Origin of the sequence: Streptomyces camponoticapitis (genome assembly GCF_014646115.1) — a bacterium.
Taxonomy (GTDB): domain Bacteria; phylum Actinomycetota; class Actinomycetes; order Streptomycetales; family Streptomycetaceae; genus Streptomyces; species Streptomyces camponoticapitis.
In genome coordinates, this window is record NZ_BMMV01000018.1 from 1 (window position 1) to 19,277 (window position 19,277).

The following is a 19,277-nucleotide window of genomic DNA, read 5'->3' on the forward strand; positions in this document are numbered from 1 at the left end:
GAGACCGTACGCATCCACGGCCGCACCGTCGTCATGGTCACCCACGACCCGGTCGCCGCCTCCTTCGCGGACTCCGTGATCTTCCTCGCCGACGGCCGCCTGGCCGGGCAGATCGACCGGCCGACCGTCGACGCCGTCGCCGAGCGCCTCGCGCACCTCGGAGACACCGTCAACCAGCCGGGCACCGGCTCGGCCGCCCGGTTCGCCACCAACGCCTACGCGGGGGTCTGAGACATGTTCACTCTCGCCATGAGCTCCATCCGCCGGCGCCCCGGGCGCTTCATCGCCACCCTGCTCTCCACCTTCCTGGGCGCGGCGGTCATCATGACCTTCAGCTCGATGCACGACACGGCCGCGGCTCCGGGCATCGACAGTCTCAGCAAGGAGTCCATCACCACCGCCGCGAACGTGGTCGGCGGCTACGGCGCCCTCCTCGTCTTCTTCGCCATCGCCTCCACGCTCACCGTCAACGTTCGCCAGCGCCGCGAGGAGATCTCGCTGCTGCGCCGGAGCGGGGCGACCCCCGCGCAGATCAAGCGGATGGTGGTCTTCGAGGCCGCCGTGGTGGGGATCGCCGGAACGCTGCTGGCGATCGTGCCCGCGATGATCGGCGGCGAGCAGCTGCTCAACGTCTTCAAGGACACCGACCAGGTCGCCGCCGGTGTGGACCACGCCTTCGGCGCGATCGCCCTGACCTTCGGTGCGACCGTCACCCTGCTGACCTCCGTCGGCGCCGCGTTCCTCGCGGTCCGCCGGGCGACCAAGGAAGCGGCCGGCGGCCGCAAGTCCCGCGGCCGGGTGAAGACCTTCGCCGGAGTCGCCGCCCTGCTCCTGGGTGCCGGCACCGTCGGCTCCACCTTCGCCATGGACAAGACGGACGTCGCGCTGATGGCCGCCCCCGGCTACGGTGCCATCCTGCTCGCCGCGGGCTTCGCGATCCTCTCGCCCGCACTGCTGCGGATCCTGCTCGGCGCCCTGGCCAAGCCGCTGACCCTGGTCTTCGGCGCCAGCGGTTATCTGACCATCCACAACATGCGCCAGCGCGCCGCGCAGCTCTCCAGCGTGCTCATGCCGCTGATCCTCTTCATCAGCATCGCCACGGCCATCTTCTACATGCAGGTCATCGAGAACGACGCGGCCGACGCCGCCGGCCTCACCCGGTCCGGCGAGGACATGAGCGTGCAGACACTCAACTTCGTGATCGCGGGCATCATCGTGATCTTCGCCTGCATCATGCTGGTCAACAGCCTCTACGCGGCGACCACTTACCGCACCAGGGAGTTCGGCCAGCAGCGTCTCACCGGCGCCACGCCGGGTCAGGTCCTGGGCATGATCAGTCTCGAATCGCTCATCCTGACGGTCTTCGGGGTCTTCTTCGCGACGCTGTCGGCGATCGCCGGGATCGTCTCCTTCAGCATCGTCCGCACCGACACCGCCGTCCCGGACCAGAGCCTCGGGATCTGGCTGGCCGTCGTGGGCATCGGCGCCGTCGCGACGATCGTCACCAGCGTGGGTACGGCCTACCGCGGCCTGCGCACCCCGGCTGTCGAGGCGGTGGCACTGGCCGCCTGACATGACGCACCGGACAGCACATCACCGACAGGAAAAGCCGCCGAGGGGCAGTCGCGCACAGCGACTGCCCCTCCGGGCTTTCCCGGACGACCGTTTCCCGTGGGGCCAGTTCCCCTACGACGGGTCGTACGCGCAGGGCGACGCGACCGAGCCGGTGAACCGCCCCCCGTCCCGCCACTCGAAGAGGAGCCTGGTGTCACCACCGTCGTCGGACGGGCCCTCCCGCGAGGCACGGAGCGTCAGGCTCTCCGCCGGTCCGGCCGTCGTGGCCGGCCGGTACGCCCCGTCGAACCTCTCGTACGACTCGATGTCCCAGCCCTCCTCCCCGAGATGCCGGTGCAGCCGCTTCAGCGCGGGCGCGGCCTCGGCCTCCGTCACACCGTCGACCTCCCACACCTCCGAGAGGCTGTACGCGCCCTCGACCGGTTCGTCGGCGACGCTCTCCAGACCGCCGGGGTAACAGAGCGACTCGCTCGCCATGCCGGACTCCAGGTCCGCGTACGGGAAGTCCAGCACCCCGTACGCGTCGTCCGAGACGGCGCCGATCCGGTCCGCCATCTCCTCCGGGCCGACGCGCTCGTACTCCTCCGGCGTACCGCGCTGCACCCCGTACGTGACGAGGAAGCCGAGTACGACGAGTACCGGTACGGCCACGAGCAGCCCGCACCCGATCCCCACGCCCCGCTTCACGGCACCGCCCCCGGTGCCGGCCGAGCCGTCCAGGTCCTTGAAGCCCTTGGCGTCATTCATATGACCGAAGTTATTCCCGGAGAACCGAATGTGGGCATCCGCTCACCTACTCATCTCCGCCCCGGAATCGTCGGACCCCGCTCGTATGCTCGGAGATATGACGACGAGCGCCACGTCCCCCTCCGGCCACCCCTCCGGCTCCCCCTCCCCTTCCGCTCCCACCGCCAACTCCATGCGCCGCGCGCTCAAACGCGCCAGGGACGGTGTCGCGCTCGACGTCGGCGAGGCCGCCGTTCTGCTCCAGGCGCGCGGCGACGACCTGAAGGACCTGGCCGCCTCCGCCGCGCGGGTCCGCGACGCCGGGCTCGAAGCCGTCGGACGGCCCGGGATCATCACGTACTCCCGCAAGGTCTTCATCCCGCTGACCCGCCTCTGCCGCGACAAGTGCCACTACTGCACGTTCGTCACCGTCCCCGGCAAGGTCCGCCGCGCCGGCCACGGCATGTATCTGTCGCCCGACGAAGTCCTGGCCATCGCCCGCGAGGGCGCCGAAATGGGCTGCAAGGAAGCGCTGTTCACGCTGGGCGACCGGCCCGAGGACCGCTGGCCCGAGGCGAAGGAGTGGCTGGAGGCGGAGGGCTACGACGACACCCTCGCGTACGTACGGGCCATGGCCATCCGCGTCCTGGAGGAGACCGGCCTCCTGCCGCACCTCAACCCCGGCGTACTCGGCTGGACCGACTTCCAGCGGCTCAAGCCCGTCGCTCCCAGCATGGGCATGATGCTGGAGACGACCGCCACCCGCCTCTGGTCCGAGCCCGGCGGCCCGCACCACGGCTCCCCGGACAAGGAGCCCGCCGTACGGCTGCGGGTGCTCGAAGACGCGGGCCGGTCCAACGTCCCCTTCACCACCGGCATCCTGATCGGCATCGGCGAGAACTACGAGGAACGCGCCGACTCCCTCTTCGAACTGCGCCGCACCGCCCGCGCCTACCACGGCATCCAGGAAGTCATCGTCCAGAACTTCCGTGCCAAGCCCGACACCGCGATGCGCGCCATGCCCGACGCCGAGCTGGAGGAGCTGGCCGCGACGATCGCCGTCGCCCGGCATCTCCTCGGCCCGGCGGCCCGGATCCAGGCCCCGCCCAACCTCGTGGACGAGGAGTACGCGCTCCTCATCGGCGCCGGCATCGACGACTGGGGCGGCGTCTCACCGCTCACCCCCGACCATGTGAACCCCGAGCGCCCCTGGCCGCACATCGACGAGCTCGCCGAGCGCACCGCCGCCGCCGGGTTCGAGCTGCGCGAACGGCTCACGATCTACCCGGAGTTCATTCAGCGCGGCGAGCCCTGGCTCGACCCGCGTGTGATGCCGCACGTGCGGGCGCTCGCCGACCCGGCGACCGGGCTCGCCCGCGAAGGCGTCAAGCCGGCCGGGCTGCCGTGGCAGGAGCCCGACGAGGGTTTCACCGCCACCGGCCGTACCGATCTGCACCGCACCATCGACACCGAGGGCCGCACCGGCGACCGGCGCGACGACTTCGACCACGTGTACGGCGACTGGGACGCGTTGCGGGAGGCCGCCGCGCCCGGCATGGTGCCCCAGCGCATCGACACCGACGTCAAACAGGCGCTGAAGCAGGCCGCCGCCGACCCGACGAAGCTCACCGACGACGAGGCGCTCGCGCTGCTGCACGCCGACGGACCCGCGCTCGACGCGCTGACCCGGATCGCCGACGAACTGCGCCGCGAGGTGGTCGGCGACGACGTCACGTACATCGTCACGCGCAACATCAACTTCACCAACGTCTGCTACACCGGCTGCCGTTTCTGCGCCTTCGCCCAGCGCCGTACGGACGCCGACGCGTACACCCTCTCCCTCGACCAGGTCGCCGACCGCGCCGCGCAGGCGTGGGACGTCGGCGCCGTCGAGGTCTGCATGCAGGGCGGCATCCACCCGGATCTGCCCGGCACGGCGTACTTCGACATCGCGCGCGCCGTCAAGGAGCGCGTGCCGGGCATGCACGTGCACGCCTTCTCGCCGATGGAGGTCGTCAACGGCGCGTCGCGCACCGGGATGCCGATCCGCGAGTGGCTCACCGCCGCGAAGGAGGCCGGGCTCGACTCGATCCCGGGCACGGCCGCCGAGATCCTGGACGACGAGGTGCGCTGGATCCTCACCAAGGGCAAGCTTCCGACGGCGACATGGATCGAGGTCGTGGAGACCGCGCACTCGCTGGGCATCCGCTCCAGCTCCACGATGATGTACGGCCATGTGGACCAGCCCCGCCACTGGCTGGGGCACTTCCGCACCCTGGCCGGTATGCAGCGCAAGGCGCTGGAGGCGGGGCGCGAGGGCTTCACGGAATTCGTCACGCTGCCCTTCATCCACACCAACGCGCCGGTCTATCTGGCCGGCATCGCCCGCCCCGGCCCGACCACCCGCGACAACCGCGCGGTCATGGCGATGGCCCGGCTCCTCCTCCACCCGTACATCACCAACATCCAGACGAGCTGGGTGAAACTCGGCACGGAAGGCGCCGCCGAGATGCTGCGCTCCGGCGCGAACGACCTCGGCGGCACGCTGATGGAGGAGACCATCTCCCGTATGGCGGGCTCCAGTTACGGCTCGTACCGCTCGGTCAAGGACCTGATCGCCATCGCCGACGCCGCGGGCCGGCCGGCCAGGCCGCGGACCACGCTGTACGGCGAGGTGCCCGAGGAGCGCGTACGGGCGGCGGCGGCGTCCGACGGGCACCTGCCGGAGCTGCTGCCGCTGCTGCCCGCGGAGTGACGGTGGGCCGGTGGCCGGGGACGGACCGGCCACCGGCCGCCCGTGCAGAACCGTCCGTTCCCGTTCGATTACAGTGCTGCGCCAGAGCGCGTTGCACGGATCGGGAGGGAGGGACGCGTGAACAGGCCAGCCACCGCCATATGGGGCCGGGCGGAACAGCAGGACTTCCGCAGCCGCGTCCGTGGCTGCCTGCTCGGGGGAGCGATCGGCGACGCGCTGGGAGCGGGGGTCGACACGCTCACCCTCGACGAGACCCGCACCGCGCACGGCGCCGATGGCGTCACCGACTTCGCCCCCGCCTACGGCCGGCGCGGCGCGGTCGCCGCCGCCACCCAGCTGACCCTCTTCACCGTCGACGGCCTCATCCGCGCCCAGGTCCGGCGCGACACCGGAGCCTGGCACCCGCCGACGGACGTGCACCGCGCGTATCTGCGCTGGGCCGCCACCCAGAGCGACTGGGGACCGGACGAGCGCCGCAAGGACAACGGCTGGCTCGCGCAGGAGGAGTGGCTGTACGCGCGCCGGGACCCGTCCGTCTCCTGCCTCACCGGGCTGGGCGACGAAGTGATGGGGACGCTGGAGAAGCCCAAGAACCCGACCGCGCGCGACGCGGGCGCGCTGGTGCGCTCGGCGCCGTTCGGGCTGCTGGTCGGCTGGGAGCCGCAGTTGGTGTGCCAGCTCGCCGTGGAGTGCGCGGCGCAGACGCACGGCCATCCCACCGCGTATCTGTCGGCCGGTGCCTTCGCCGTGATCGTGCACGGCGTCGCGCGCGGCGAGAGCGTCGACGCGGCCGTGCAGCGGGCTCTGGCCCTGCTGACGCACCGGCCCGGCCACCAGCCCGTCACCGACGCGCTGGGGCAGGCGCTCGGAGCCGTACGGCAGGGGATCCCGACCCCGGGCCGGGTCGCGGTGCTCGCGGAGGGCCGGGCGGCGGAGGACTCGCTGGCGGTGGCCGTGTACTGCGCGCTGGTCGGCGAGGACGTACGCCACGGCCTGCGGCTGGCCGTCAACCACGACGGGCCGTCCTCGGCGACCGGGGCGCTCTGCGGCGCCCTGCTCGGCGCGATGCACGGGGAGACGGCCCTGCCGCCCGCGTGGCTGGCCGAGTTGGAGGGCCGCCCGACGCTCCTGGAGATCGCGGACGACTTCGCGATGGAGATGACACAGGGCCCGGCGCTGCACAGCCCCGCGGTCACGGCGTCGGGCTGGCTGACGCGGTATCCGCGGGGCTAGGGCGTATCCGTGAAGTCCCGCCTGGTCCGGGGTGCCGGGTACGGCGCTACTTCGCGGACCCGCCCTGGCGGGTGCTGGCGCTTGTCCTCAGACGCCGGACGGGCTGGAAAGTCGCAGCCCGTCCGGCCTTTGAGGACGAACCGGCCCCCCGGCGCCGGGCCCGGTGACGCGAGTCCGGGCCCGGCACCTGGCCGAGAGGCACCGCGTCAGCCGTCCGCGCCCTCACGGCCCCGCAGCTTCGCGTCGCCCGACGCGGCCGGCGCGGGCACCGGGACCGCCGCCGCGAGCGCGTCCGAACCGTCGTCGTCGTTGTTGATCTTCTCCAGCACGGCGTCCCGCTCCGGGGTGTCCTCCGGCTTGATGAAGCCGATCAGGACGTAGAGGACGAGGGAGACGGCGAGCGGGATCGACACCTGGTACTGGAGCGGCACTCCGCCGTCCACGTTCCAGCTGATCGGGTAGTTGACCAGCCAGAAGGTGACCAGACCGACGGCCCAGCTGATCAGCGCGGCGGTGGGCCCGCTCTTGCGGAACCACGGCAGCAGACCCAGCATCAGCGGGATCGCGATCGGCCCCATGAGTCCGGCGACCCACTTGATGACGACCGTGATGATGTCGCCGAAGAAGGGCGAGTTGACCTGCGTCGCGATGGCCATCGAGAGACCGAGGAAGAGCAGCGTCGTCCAGCGGGCTGCGAGCAGCCCGACCCGGGTGTCCCACTCCCGTACCTTGCGGGACATCGCCGGCATGATGTCGCGGGTCACGACCGCCGCGATGGCGTTCGCGTCCGAGGAGCACATGGCCATCGTGTGCGAGAAGAAGCCGACGATGACCAGGCCCAGCAGACCGTGCGGCAGGAGCTGTTCGGCCATCAGCGCGTAGCTGTCGGCCGGTACGTCCGTGTCGATGAGGACCGGCGCGACCCACATCGGGAAGAACAGCACCAGCGGCCAGATCAGCCACAGCACGGCCGACAGCGCGCCGGAGCGCGTCGCGGACTTGGCGGAGTCGGTCGCCATGTAGCGCTGCGCCTGGTTCCACATGCCGCCGTTGTACTCGAAGGTCTTGATGAAGAGGTACGCGATCAGGAAGACCATCATGTAGGGCCCGGCGAGCGGCTCGGTGTGGCCCTGGAGTTCGGGCTCGTCCCAGACGTTCCACAGGCTGCTGAACCCGCCCAGCTCCGCCAGGACGGCGACGAGCATCGCGATACCGGCGACGAACTGGATGATGAACTGGCCCAATTCGGTCAGGGCGTCGGCCCACAGACCGCCGACGGTGCAGTAGACCGCGGTGACCGCGCCCGTGATCAGGATGCCCATGTTGAGCGAGACACCGGTGAAGACGGAGAGCAGGGTGGCGATGGCGGCCCACTTGGCGCCGACGTCCACGATCTTCAGCAGCACACCGGACCAGGCGAGCGCCTGCTGGGTCGGCAGGTTGTAGCGGTTCTTCAGGTATTCGAGCGGCGACGAGACATGCAGCCGCGAGCGCACCCGGTTGAGCCGCGGAGCGAAGAGCTTGGCCCCGATCGCGATGCCGATGGCGATGGGGAACGACCAGGTGACGTACGACGTGACGCCGTACGTGTACGCGATGGCCGCGTAACCGGTGAACATCACCGCGCTGTAGCCGGACATGTGGTGCGAGATGCCGGAAAGCCACCACGGCATCTTGCCGCCGGCGGTGAAGTAGTCGTGGACGTCGCCCACGCGCTTGTGGGACCAGACGCCGATCGCGACCATCACACCGAAGTATCCGATGAGCACGGTCCAGTCGAGACTGTTCATGTGCCCCCTCCAGGGGTCCGCCTTGTGAACGTTGGTGCGCTCCGCCAGTACGTCCGGTCAGCGGCGCCCCCGTGCGGGAGCGGGGACTTCGGGGATTGAACCGCTACTCGCGGCAGCGGGTCAAGGGTTCCAGCGGTCATAAATGTGAACACGGATCAGAAAGCCGAACGATTTTACCGGTTCTTGACCTTGCTAGGCGTTGTCGTGAACGTGACGGGAACCACACGATGGGCGGGCACTTCGTCAGATGCGGCAGGAGTCACGGCAACAACAGGAACGACCGCACGGGATGCGGGTCCCGTGCGGCCGAGAGGGAGTTCGTGTGAAGTGAGGGCATGGCCGAGCCCCCTCGGCCAGGACGGCGGACAGGTCGAGAGGGCTCATTCCGTGCTGTGACGCGGTGGTGCGAAGGGCTCAGCCGAGGTCGAAAGCGCCCCGGTTCATCTCTTGTACGAAAGTGGTCCACGATCCCGGGACAAAGGTGATCGAGGGACCTTCGGGGGCCTTCGAGTCCCGTACGTCAATCGCCCGCACGACGGGAGACTTGACTTCAACGCATGCGCCGTTTCCGCCGGAGTACGAGGACTTGGTCCAGGTGTCCGTGGCGCCCTGAAGAATTGCCATGTTCGGTTCGCTCCGATTCAGCAAGTGGTGTCAATACGCCAACTTCTTGCTGGCAAGATCGACGCTACTAGCCTGGATGGACGCGTGGGGCGGACGTTCACTCGACCGGATGGGATATCCCGGTGGACTCTTCCGATGCGAGTCCACCGGGTGTATTCTGCCGCCCCGACCTTGCTTAACTGCCCTTAACGGGCGTATCCCTTGGCGATGTCCGAGATGAACTCGCGGGTCTGGTCCGCATTCAGCGCCTGCGCGCGAAGGTGTTCATACATCACGCTGTACTTCTGGACGTCGTTCGCCTTCTCCAGATAAAGATCACTCGTGACGCCCTCGATGTACACCACGCTCGAATCCGTGGCGTCGGGGAATTCAAGAATCGCGTAATGCCCGCTGATGCCCGGATGGGCGCCCATCTCGAACGGCAGAACCTGCACCGTGACATGGGGGAGCTGCGACAGCTCGACCAGGAACTCCAGCTGCTCACGCATCAGATGCCTGCCGCCGACCACGCGGCGCAGCGCCGACTCGTCGATCACGGCCCACAGACGCAGGGGCTGCTCCGGCGCGTTGACCCGCTCCTGGCGGCGCACCCGTACGCTGACGCGCTTCTCGACATCCGCCGGCGAGGTCTCCGGGAGCGCGCCGGTGATCAGCGCCTCCGCGTAGCCCCGGGTCTGGAGCAGTCCGGGCACGACCTGGGGCTCGTACACGCGCAGCGAGGCCGCGTCCGTCTCCAGGCCGATGTAGACGCTGTACGGGATATCGCCGAAGGCGTGCCACCAGCCCTGCTGGCGCGAGTCCTTGGCCATTTGCATGAGCGAGTCGACAATGCGGTTGTCCTCGACCTCGTACACACCGCACAGGTCGCGGACATCGCGCTGGCTGATGGAACGGCGACCGTTCTCAAGACGGCTGATCTTCGACTGGGAGACCAGCAGGCGCTCCGCCACCTCCTCGGCCGTCATGCCTTTGACCTCGCGGAGCCGGCGCAGCTCCTGGCCCAATCGGCGTCGCCTGACGGTGGGATTGACACTGGACGCCACGGAAACGGCACCTCCTGCTGAGTAACTGCGTAGCTCTGTGTGTCTACGTCTCAGCAGACTGCCACCGATAGGGTCAACTGCGCTGGAAAACAGGCACAGAGAAGAAAGCGGTCGTGATAAGTGGACACGTCGCCGCCGGATCTGTATCCGGGCGCGCGACGCGCGGGGGCAGCCGGTTGTACGGCTGGACCCCGCGCGTCTCTTGCGGCTCCCGAACCGGGTCTCTGGGGACGTCGGCGCGGCGGATTCGGATACCCGCGTGCTGGCGTGTCCGTGCTCTCTCGGTGTTCTGTCGGTGCTCTCAGTGCGCCGCGACGCGGGCCATGCCGCCGCGCTGCGGTTGCATCGGTACGGCCGGCGGTCGGCCTCCCGGTGCGGGGTTACGGCGTGGCTGAGCGGCCACACCGTTCTGGACGTCCATCACGGCATGCGCCACGAGACCGCCCATGGGGTCGTGTCTGATCAGATCCCGGAGCCGGGAGCGCGACGAGCGCCCCTCGTTACCGGGGTACAGGTGCTTGCCCAGTCCGACCGCGTGGGCCAGTGCGGCGAGCGCCGCGGTCCGCGGGTCCGGCGGTACGCCGGTGCGGATCGCACTGTCCAGCCGTGACCTGATGTCGCGGCTGATCGCCGTCTCCGTCGCCTGGTAGCGAGTCGTCGGCAGAACTCCGCACATCTGGCCCGCGACGGCATGAACCATGCCGCACCGCTCCAGATGCGAGAGGTAAATCTGACGGAGCCCCAATCGGGGCCCGCCGATCCAGTGAACTGCGCGAACCGGACTGCCACGTCTGCGCAGCAGTTCCAGCGCGGAGTCCAGAGTCGGATCTCCGGTCGGCCGTGGCATCACCACGGCGATACGATCCCCGTCAGGGGCTATCCGTCCTGCCAGAGCCAGCTCTACTAGCTGTGCTCCGGCCAGGCCGAGGTCGAGCGACTGCGGCTGCGCTGTGGTACCCGTGGCCGGGTCCAGAGCGAGCAGCAGAAGCTCCTCCGGAATTGTTCTGCGGCTCCTGCCCATCCATGCCTCCCCGCGTGGATGAATGACAGGGTGACCCCTCTCACATTGGTCTGTCGAGAGTGCCTGGTCGCTTTGTACGGGAACCGTTATGTATGTCGTTCTCGTCTTGCGCTTGGGCTGTGGTTTCACACAGGACACTGATAATCGGTTCGGAGAGTGCGGCGGAGCACGCGACGCGCCGCACACGCATGAGGAGGCACGGTGGCGGGCGAGTCCCCCGACAAGTCGGAGCAGCGGAAGTCGTCGGGGGAGGCGACTCATGAACAGGACCCGAGGTTCGCGGTCTTCCGGGAGTCGGATGCCACTGCCGGGGAGGCGGAGGGCGGCGCCGACACGGCCAAGGACGCGGCGCCGGGGACGGACGGTTCCGCGGCGGACACGCCGGAGCCCGCTGGCGACCGCGCGACGGCCGTTTTCACGGTCCGGGGTGAGTCGGGGCGCTCTGAGGCCCCTGAGGCCGCTGGGGCGCGTGTGACGGCTCCTGAGGGACCTTCGACGCGGGGCCCGTCCGAGCCGGAGGCCGACGTCGCGGAGGCGAAGCCGGAAACGCGGGGTGGCGAGACGCCCGCCGCGCCGGAGGAGGCCGAAGCCGACGCCGACCGGAGGACGGCCGTTTTCCGGGCGCCGGAGGCCGAACCGGGAGCCGCGGCCGAACGAAAGTCCGGCCCGGACGCCGGGCCCGCCGCGCCGAGGCCCGGTGTTTCCAAGACGGTGGAGCCCGAACCGGAATCCCCGGGCGGCGCGAAGTCCGGGGCCGCCCCGGCCACTTCCGGGCCTGATGCCGAAGAGCGCGCCGTCCCGGCGCCTGACACCGCTGCCGACAAACCGGAAGCCCGGCGGGGCGCCGCGCCCGCGTCGAAGTCCGATGGCGCGTCGGTCACTGCCGAGCCGGAAGCCGAGAAGCGGGGTGACTCGGCGTCTGCCGAGCCGGGAACCGGCGGTGGCGCGAAGCCCGGGGATGCGTCCAGCGCGCCGAAGACGCCGTCCGTCCCGGCGGGTGAGTCGAAATCCGACATCGAGAAGCGCCGTGGCGCGGCGTCCGACGCGCCGGAGGCGACGCTGGAAGCGGGGGCTGACGCCGCCGACGGCAAGCGGGGAACCGGCGGTGCCGCGAGGGCCGGTGGCGCTGCCGCTGTGTCGGCGGGTGGCTCGAAGTCCGACGCCGCTCCGGCCGCTTCCGGGCCGGAAGCTGAGAAGCGCCGTGGCGCGGCGTCCGACGCTCCGGAGGCGACGCTGGGAGCGGGGGCTGACGCCGCCGACAGCAAGCCGGGAACCGGCGGTCCCGCCGGGCCGGCGCCCTACCCCACGGCCGCCAAGTCCGCAGCCGCGTCTCCCGAGCCGAAGTCCGGCGCCCCGGCAGCCGCGGCCGCCAAGGCCGAAGCCGCCGAGAAGCAGGCCCACGGTGCCGCCAAGCCCGCAGCCCCGCCCGCCGAGCCGGAGGCCGGTTCCGCGGGCGTCGGGGCCGGCGGCGGTGACGACGGGCCCGGTGTTGATCGGAAGACCGCCGTCTTCAAGACCGTCACGCGGCCCGCGGTCGATCAGCCCACCGCCATGCTCAAGCTCCCGCCGCAGCCCCCGGCCGAGCCCCCCGCCGAGCGCACCAGCAAATTCGTGCCCCTTCGGGCCGACGACGTGCGGGCGCCCGCGCAGCCCGTCGGGGCGCCCTCCGGGCAGGCCGTCGCCGAGGCCGAGCGGACGCGGCAGCAGCCCATGCCGCCGCTGCCGCCTCTCGATCTGCTCGCCGAGCTGACCAACAAGCCCGCGCCGCCCGAGACCCCCACCCGTACCGTCGTCCGGCGCGTCAAGATCTGGACGCCGCTGCTCGTACTCGTACTGATCATCTTTGCGGTCGTACAGGCCGTGCGCCCGCTCCCGGCGCCCTCGTTGAACCTGACCGCGAAGTCCACGTTCACCTTCGAGGGCGACAAGCCCGCGCTGCCGTGGCCCGGCGAGGGCCAGGGCTTCATGGCGGCGACCGGACTCGGCACGGTCGACTCGTTCGGGGAGCAGAAGGCCGTGCCCATCGGCAGCGTCGCCAAGGCGATGACCGCCTACGTCGTCCTCCAGGACCACCCGCTGAAGAAGGGTGCCAAGGGCCCGTCCATCAAGGTCGACGCCAAGGCCGAGGAGGACGGCGGGCTCGACGCGCAGGGTGAGTCGACCCTCAACACCGTGAAGGAGGGCGACACCCTCACCCAGCACGACGCGCTGGCCGCCCTCATGATTCCGTCCGCGAACAACATCGCGCGCCTGCTCGCCCGTTGGGACGCGAACGGCTCCGAGGAGGCGTTCGTCAAGAAGATGAACGACACCGCCGCGGACCTCGGCATGAAGAACACCAAGTACACCGACCCGTCCGGCCTGGACGCGACGACCGTGAGCTCCGCCGAGGACCAGGTGAAGCTCGGCCAGAAGCTCGTCGAGATCGAGGCGCTGATGGACATCACCAAGCTGCCCGAGTGGACGGACCCGTCGGGCAAGAGCTGGCGGAACTACAACACCCTCGTCCCGTACGACGGCGCCCTCGGTATCAAGACCGGCTCCACCACCAAGGCCGGCGGCAATCTCCTCTTCGCCGCGCACCAGATGGTCGGCGACACCGACCAGCTGATCGTGGGGGCGGTTCTCGGCCAGCACAAGTCGCCCATCATCGACACCGTCAACGCGGTGAGCAAGGACGTCATGCTCGCGACGCAGGACGAACTGGAGGGCGCGACGATAGTGAAGAAGGGCGCTGTCGTCGGCGAGGTCGACAACGGCATGGGCGGGACGACGCCCGTCGTGGCCACCGAGGACGTGAAGGCCGTCGGCTGGTCCGGCCTCACCGTCAAGCTCGAACTGACCGACGGCGGCAAGACCCCGCCGCACGCCGCCGCCGCCGGAACGCACGTCGGCACGCTCACCGTGGGTGAGGGCAAGAGCCAGGTCGAGGTGGCCGTCGCCCTTCAGAGCGACGTTTCCGAGCCGTCGTTCACCGACAAGCTGACGCGGGTGGGCTGACCCGGTCGGCAGATTCCGCCCACGACCGCACGGGAGGGCGCCGGAACCGGCGCCCTCCCCGCGCCCGGACGCGTGCTAGCGTCCGAGAAAGGGCTGCCAGGCAACTCAGGACGCGGGGACGGCGTCCTTACACCTCCAGGGCCGGACAGACCCCGGGGGGCCGGCACACCGGGCTGACGGTGAGACGGGGAGAGTCGCAGTGACCACCGCTGAGCCGACGCGCGCCGACGGCAACTCCACCACGCCCCCAGGGGCGGCGGGGAAGAGAGCCGACGGCGAAACCGCGGGGCAGCCGGACTCCGCCGCCCCCACCCCCGCCAAGGACCTGCGCAGCCGTGTGCTCCGCCACCCCGTCCTGCTCACCGGCACGGTCGCCGGGATCGTCCACCTTCTCTGGTTCTTCTTCTTCGCCAACAGCGGCGGTGACATCGCCGCGCAGGACGCCTGGGCCGAGTTCGTCGGCCGCCACCCGGACTCCGCGTACAACCTCGCCTGGTACGGCGGGATGCACCCCGTCTCGTACAGCGTCGTCTCGCCCTACCTGATGTCGCTGCTCGGCGTCCGTACGACGATGATGATCGTCGGGACGGTCTCGGCCGCCCTGACCTCGCTGATCCTCCACCGCGTCAAGGCCGTCCGGAATCCGCTCGCCTGCTCGTTCGCGGGCGTCTTCGCCTTCCTCTGCAACGCGCTCTCCGGCCGTGTGACCTTCGGTCTCGGCACGATGTTCGCGCTCGGCGCCGTCGCCGCCGTCTTCTGCTGGCCCCACCGCTGGCGCTACAAGCGCTGGGCCAAGGCAGTGGTCGCCGCGCCCCTCGCGGGCCTCGCCACGGCGGCGAGCCCGGTGGCCGGGCTCTTCCTCGGAGTGGTCGCCGCCGCGCTCTTCCTCAACAAGCGGCGGCCGGGGGCGTACGCGGTCGGCCTCGCCCCGGTCGCTGTCGTCGCCCTCTCCGCCTGGCTCTTCCCGTTCTCCGGCACACAGCCGATGTCGCTCGGGACCGCGTCGCTGCCGTTCATCTTCTCCGTCGCCACCTTCTTCCTGGTGCCGCGCGACTGGCACACCGTCCGCACCGCCGCCGCCGTCTACGGCATCGGGACACTGCTGACCTGGGCGATCGACTCGCAGATCGGCTCCAACGTGTCGCGGCTGGCGATGATTGTCGGCGGGGTGGTGCTGCTCGCCGCGCTGCCGTACACGGCGGCGCGCTCACGCAAGTGGTACGCGCTGCTGCTGGCCTTCGCCGCCCTCAACTTCTGGATCGGTTTCAAGGGTGTCGACGACATCATCCGCACCGCGCCCACCGCGTCCTGGACCCGCGAACTGGCACCGCTGGTGAACGAGTTGCAGGAGGTCGGCGCCGAGCGCGGCCGGGTGGAGGTCGTCCCGGCCAGCAGCCACCGCGAGGCCTCCGCGCTCGCGCCGTACGTCAATCTGGCCCGCGGCTGGAACCGGCAGGCCGACATGGAGCGCAACCCGCTCTTCTACGACGACAGCCTCACCGACGACACGTATCGCGCCTGGCTCGACCGCTGGGCCGTCCGCTACGTCGTGCTGCCCAAGGGCCGGCCCGACAACGGCGCGGACCAGGAGGCGGAGCTCGTACAGCGGGGCCTGCCCTATCTGAACCACCTGTGGGGCGACGCCAACTGGCAGCTCTACGAGGTCCAGGACCCGATGCCGCTGGCCGACCCGCCGGCGGACGTGCTGCGGGCGTCGGCCGACGAGCTGACCATAGAGGTGAAGTCCGCCGGGCGGGTGCTGATCCGTATCCCGTACTCGCGCTGGCTGGCCGTCGTGGACGAGAAGGGCGAGAGCCTGGACCGCCCGGAGGAGACGGAGGCGTCCAAGACCGACGAGGACGGTCCGAAGACGTTCACCAACCCCAACGGCTGTCTGTTCCGCGCGGAGAAGAACACCGACGGCGACGAGTGGACCGAGCTGCTGGCCCCGCGCCCGGGGACGTACCGGATCGCGGCGCCGTACCAGCTCCGTCCGGGCACACCCTGCCCGGAGGAGCTGCGCGACGAGGGCTGACCGCGCCCGCCGACCGCGGCTCCTCCCGGTCCGGTCGCGTCAGAGCCGCTTCGCGCTGCGCAGCGTCTTCGCGTAGTAGCCGTTGCCGTCCAGGCGTGACGTGCCGCCCGTGTCGCCGATCGTCGGTCCGTTGACCTCTTCACGGCTGGAGACGAACATCTGGTGGCCGTCGGTGTCGACGCCCATGTAGATGCCGACGTGGTCGAGCCGCTCCTTGGTCCGCGCGTCGAGCTTGAAGAAGACCAGGTCGCCCGGCTGGAGAACGCTGATCGACTTCGGCCGCTCGAACGGCGCGCTGCCCGTCAGCTTGATGATGTCCGTGCCGGTCCCCGAGCGCGCCATGCCGTTCGCGGTACGCGGCAGTCCGTCACCGGTCTTGTCGTCGGCCATCAGCGGGAACCGGCCCCGGTAGCCGAAGACCGTCCGGATGAAGCCCGAGCAGTCGATGGAGCGGTAGCGCTTCTGCTCCGGCTGGATGGTGGTGCCGTCGCGGAAGGTGTACGGAATGCCCAGGTAGTCGTAGAAGTCCGACTCCTCCAGCCGGTAGTCCGCGCCCACGCTGCCCTCGGGGTTGATCGGGCCGAAGTCCGCGTCACCCGCGTACGGGGTGCCCTCACCGTCCTCCTTGACCGGGGCGCCCTCGACGTACTGGAAGGCGTACGCGAACAGGTCGTCCTCCTCGCTGCCGTAGAACTCCTCGAACCAGTCCTTGAACCACTGCTCCTTCTCGGCGTCCTTCTTCCACGGCTCGGGCATCAGCCGCACCCAGTTCTCGGTCACCACCCGCGACTGGGTGCTCGTCGGCTCGGAGAACGTACGGCTCGGCCCGGTCAGGGTCGCGGTGCGCGCGCCGTCCGTGAAGGTCGCGAGCACGGCCCCCTTGCCGGAACGCAGCACCGAGCGGTCGGGGTTCTTCAGCCGCTCCCACTTCTGCTCGCCGTTGCGCGCGTCCCCGGCCGACGTCAGGTCCGGGGTGTCCGTGATCGCCTGGACGGCGGGCGCCTTCGCCTGTTCGTCCTTGCGCAGTTCGACGGTCAGATACGCGCTGCCGGCGAGCAGCGCGATGACGGTGGTCGCGTGCAGGAAACGGCGGGCGCCGCGTTTGTTGGCCTTGGCACTCATGAGAGGTCAGCTCCGGAGGGTCCAGGAATCTCGGGCACGTGGGCGGTTCGAGGGGGTGTCCCTCTCAGGCCGCTCATGTGGTGGGCAGGGCGCCGAGCAGGATGCCGGCGGTGAGGACGACGTACGCCATGAGCGTGACCGTGCCGGTCGCGAGGACGGTCGCCCCCTTGGGCTGGCGGACGAGCTGGTACGCGATGAGGCCCGGCACGATGAAGCCGAGCGTCTGGTTCGCGTACAGCAGGGGGAACTCCAGCGACAGCACGATCATCACGGTCGCCTGGAGGAGCACACCGATGAGGACGACGGCGGAGAAGAGCCGCTTTCCGTAGAGGATCACGAAGCGCTGGACGAGGAGCGTGCTCACGTACGTCAGCACGGTCACACCGACGACCATGGCGGCGCGCTGGAGGTCCTCGACGAGGGTCAGCGCCAGCCAGCCCGGCGTGATCATGCCGCCGGGGGAGAGATTGGTCGTCAGATAGCAGATCAGGGAGAACATCAGGCCCAGGCCGATGCCTATGGCGGCGATCTCGGGCGTGAGGACTGCGGGGATCAACGGGGTTCTCCAGGATTCTGCGGGGTCTGCGGCGGCTGCGGACTCCGGCCGTACGGGGGCTGCTGCTGGGGGTCGGGCTCACGTTCGTCCGCCGCGTCGGTCGGCATCCGTACCGGCTCGAAGGGGCCGCGGGGCCGGGCCGGCCGCTGGTAGCGCTGTTCGTAGGCCTCGGTGTAGGGCTGGAACGGGTCGATGTGCGGTGAGTAGCGCTGGAGCGCCAACGTGTCCTCGTGGCGCGGGTGCTGAGCGGCGTGCGGTGTCGCTCGGGGTGTCGCGGGGGCGGGCGTGGGGGCCGGTGTCGTACCGGCGGCGGGGTTGGCGGGTTCGGCGGGTGTGGCGGGTTCGGCGGGGGAGGCCGGCGCACCCGGCGGCCGCGCGGTCAGCCGCGCCACCAGCTCGGTGCCCGGCTCGGCCGGCCGCCTGGGGGTCTGTACGGGGACGACCACCGGCAGCGCCGCCGTCGCGGCGGGGTCCCCTGCCGCGTCCGAGCCTGCCGCGTCCGCCGACGGGTCCGGCGGCGGAACGGGCGCGGGACTGGGAACGGACGCCGGAGTGGACGCCGCGGCGCGGGCCGGGGCCGGCTCCCGGCCGGGGACCGGGTCCGGGTCCGGCGTCTCGTCCGCAGGCAGCTCCGCCAGGTGCTCCAGCAGCAGCTCGCCCTGACCGTGGATGTTGCCGATCGCGACCAGCGACGAGTCCAGCCCGAGCCGCTCCAGCAGCTCGCGCATGAAGTCCTCCGGGTCGCGCTTGTCACCACCCAGGTCCACCGCGCGCGAGCGCCAGTCGGCCGGGATCGCGTCGATCGCGCTCTTCGCCGGGTGCCCGATGACGAACACCTGGTCCGGCTGGAGGTCGGGGACGATCTCGCCCATCTGGCCGTTGCGCTCGACGCGGTCGGGACGGCAGTTGATGACGACGTTCAGCGGGCGGGCGATCGCGCCCAGGTCGAGCAGCTGGTTGATGTTCATCAGCGTCGACTCGGGGTCGTTCGCCGCGAAGACGTTCGCGAACCGCAGCCGCTTCCCGTCCGGCGTGAGATACCGCTCGACCGACAGGACACCGGGGTCCGGCGGCGCGTCGTACATGCCCTGGAGCGCCGTCTCGCGCTCCACGCCCATCAGCTCGGCGACCTTCAGCGCGATCGACACGTTCTCCTTGAACGTGAACCAGCTGAAGCCGCGCAGCTCCTCGTCGCTGACCGTCTCCGGGTCCGCGTAGATGAGCCGGCAGTTCCGCGCGTCGGCCTCCTCCTGGAGGATGTCGAAGCGCTCCTTCTCCGCCGTCACACAGATGCCGTTCTCCGGCATCGAGCGCGACAGCGAGCGCGCCACGTCGTCGAGCGTCGGCCCCATCTCGGCCAGATGGTCCTCACGGACGTTGCACAGCACGCCGATCGTGGAGCGGATCAGCTTCGACTGGTTGATCTCCTGGAGGGCCGGCATGACGGCCATGCACTCGATGACCAGCGCGTCCGGGTTGTACGCCGCCGCGCGCCGTACGATCCCGATCTGCTCCACCACGTTGGCGATGCCGAACTTCCGGTAGACCGGTTCCTCGGTGGCGTCCGGGTGGATGAAGCGGGCGGCCGTGCCGGTCGTCTTGGCGACCGTGACCAGGTCGCCGCCGCGCAGCGCGCCCGCGCAGAGGCGGGTGATGGAGGACTTGCCGCGGATGCCGTTGACCAGCACGCGGGTGGGGATGCGGTTGAGGTTGGTGAAGTGGCGGCGCTGCTCGACGACGCCGGCGACCAGCAGGAACGCGCCGCACACCAGCAGCACGGTGTAGAGGAAGAGCACG

The 19,277-nt window shown here is 70.4% G+C and carries 13 protein-coding genes and 1 pseudogene; 6 read left to right on the forward strand and 8 right to left on the reverse strand.

The window, feature by feature from the left end; all coding sequences use genetic code 11:
* Window positions 1–231, forward strand: a pseudogene (locus tag IEY79_RS24635) (hypothetical protein); the annotation flags it as partial.
* A 3-nt stretch (window positions 232–234) separates the two neighbouring features.
* Window positions 235–1,572: an FtsX-like permease family protein gene (locus IEY79_RS24640; RefSeq protein WP_189109780.1), complete on the forward strand. Its 1,338-nt coding sequence runs from the start codon at window positions 235–237 to the stop codon at window positions 1,570–1,572.
* 114 nt (window positions 1,573–1,686) lie between these two features.
* Here the strand turns inward: IEY79_RS24640 and IEY79_RS24645 are convergent, their stop codons facing one another.
* A complete protein-coding gene (locus IEY79_RS24645) occupies window positions 1,687–2,322 on the reverse strand; it encodes a hypothetical protein (RefSeq protein ID WP_189109781.1) in 636 nt (211 codons plus the stop codon).
* Window positions 2,323–2,419: 97 nt separating this feature from the next.
* On the opposite strand from IEY79_RS24645, the gene IEY79_RS24650 reads away from it, so the two are divergent.
* Window positions 2,420–5,056, forward strand: coding sequence for a bifunctional FO biosynthesis protein CofGH (locus tag IEY79_RS24650; RefSeq protein ID WP_189109782.1), 2,637 nt, complete (start codon window positions 2,420–2,422; stop codon window positions 5,054–5,056).
* A gap of 117 nt (window positions 5,057–5,173) precedes the next feature.
* The gene (locus IEY79_RS24655; protein WP_189109783.1) at window positions 5,174–6,289 is read left to right on the forward strand and encodes an ADP-ribosylglycohydrolase family protein; all 1,116 of its coding nucleotides are present in this window, start codon (window positions 5,174–5,176) and stop codon (window positions 6,287–6,289) included.
* Window positions 6,290–6,495: 206 nt separating this feature from the next.
* On the opposite strand, the gene IEY79_RS24660 is transcribed toward IEY79_RS24655, so the two are convergent.
* The 4 genes from IEY79_RS24660 to IEY79_RS24675 all read right to left on the reverse strand — a co-directional run bounded on the left by IEY79_RS24660 (window position 6,496) and on the right by IEY79_RS24675 (window position 10,767).
* Window positions 6,496–8,079: a sodium:solute symporter family protein gene (locus IEY79_RS24660; protein WP_189109784.1), complete on the reverse strand. Its 1,584-nt coding sequence runs from the start codon at window positions 8,077–8,079 to the stop codon at window positions 6,496–6,498.
* Window positions 8,080–8,493: 414 nt separating this feature from the next.
* Window positions 8,494–8,703: a DUF397 domain-containing protein gene (locus IEY79_RS24665; protein WP_189109785.1), complete on the reverse strand. Its 210-nt coding sequence runs from the start codon at window positions 8,701–8,703 to the stop codon at window positions 8,494–8,496.
* A 185-nt stretch (window positions 8,704–8,888) separates the two neighbouring features.
* Window positions 8,889–9,746 (reverse strand): helix-turn-helix domain-containing protein, encoded by an 858-nt coding sequence (locus IEY79_RS24670; protein ID WP_189109786.1) that lies wholly within the window; start codon window positions 9,744–9,746, stop codon window positions 8,889–8,891.
* 301 nt (window positions 9,747–10,047) lie between these two features.
* Window positions 10,048–10,767: a GOLPH3/VPS74 family protein gene (locus tag IEY79_RS24675; RefSeq protein ID WP_189109787.1), complete on the reverse strand. Its 720-nt coding sequence runs from the start codon at window positions 10,765–10,767 to the stop codon at window positions 10,048–10,050.
* A gap of 201 nt (window positions 10,768–10,968) precedes the next feature.
* On the opposite strand from IEY79_RS24675, the gene IEY79_RS24680 reads away from it, so the two are divergent.
* Complete coding sequence (locus tag IEY79_RS24680; protein ID WP_189109788.1) at window positions 10,969–13,767, forward strand: hypothetical protein; 2,799 nt, start codon at window positions 10,969–10,971, stop codon at window positions 13,765–13,767.
* Window positions 13,768–13,966: 199 nt separating this feature from the next.
* The gene (locus tag IEY79_RS24685; RefSeq protein ID WP_189109789.1) at window positions 13,967–15,802 is read left to right on the forward strand and encodes a DUF8823 domain-containing protein; all 1,836 of its coding nucleotides are present in this window, start codon (window positions 13,967–13,969) and stop codon (window positions 15,800–15,802) included.
* Between the two features lie 39 nt (window positions 15,803–15,841).
* On the opposite strand, the gene IEY79_RS24690 is transcribed toward IEY79_RS24685, so the two are convergent.
* The 3 genes from IEY79_RS24690 to pgsB form a co-directional block, all read right to left on the reverse strand.
* Entirely contained in the window at window positions 15,842–16,924 is a 1,083-nt protein-coding gene (locus IEY79_RS24690; RefSeq protein ID WP_189109790.1) for a C40 family peptidase, read from the reverse strand.
* Window positions 16,925–16,997: 73 nt separating this feature from the next.
* The gene (locus tag IEY79_RS24695; protein WP_189109791.1) at window positions 16,998–17,480 is read right to left on the reverse strand and encodes a poly-gamma-glutamate biosynthesis protein PgsC/CapC; all 483 of its coding nucleotides are present in this window, start codon (window positions 17,478–17,480) and stop codon (window positions 16,998–17,000) included.
* The gene (gene pgsB, locus IEY79_RS24700; RefSeq protein ID WP_229701092.1) at window positions 17,477–19,276 is read right to left on the reverse strand and encodes a poly-gamma-glutamate synthase PgsB; all 1,800 of its coding nucleotides are present in this window, start codon (window positions 19,274–19,276) and stop codon (window positions 17,477–17,479) included. Before pgsB ends, IEY79_RS24695 begins: the two co-directional genes overlap by 4 nt.
* Window position 19,277 lies beyond the last annotated feature (1 nt).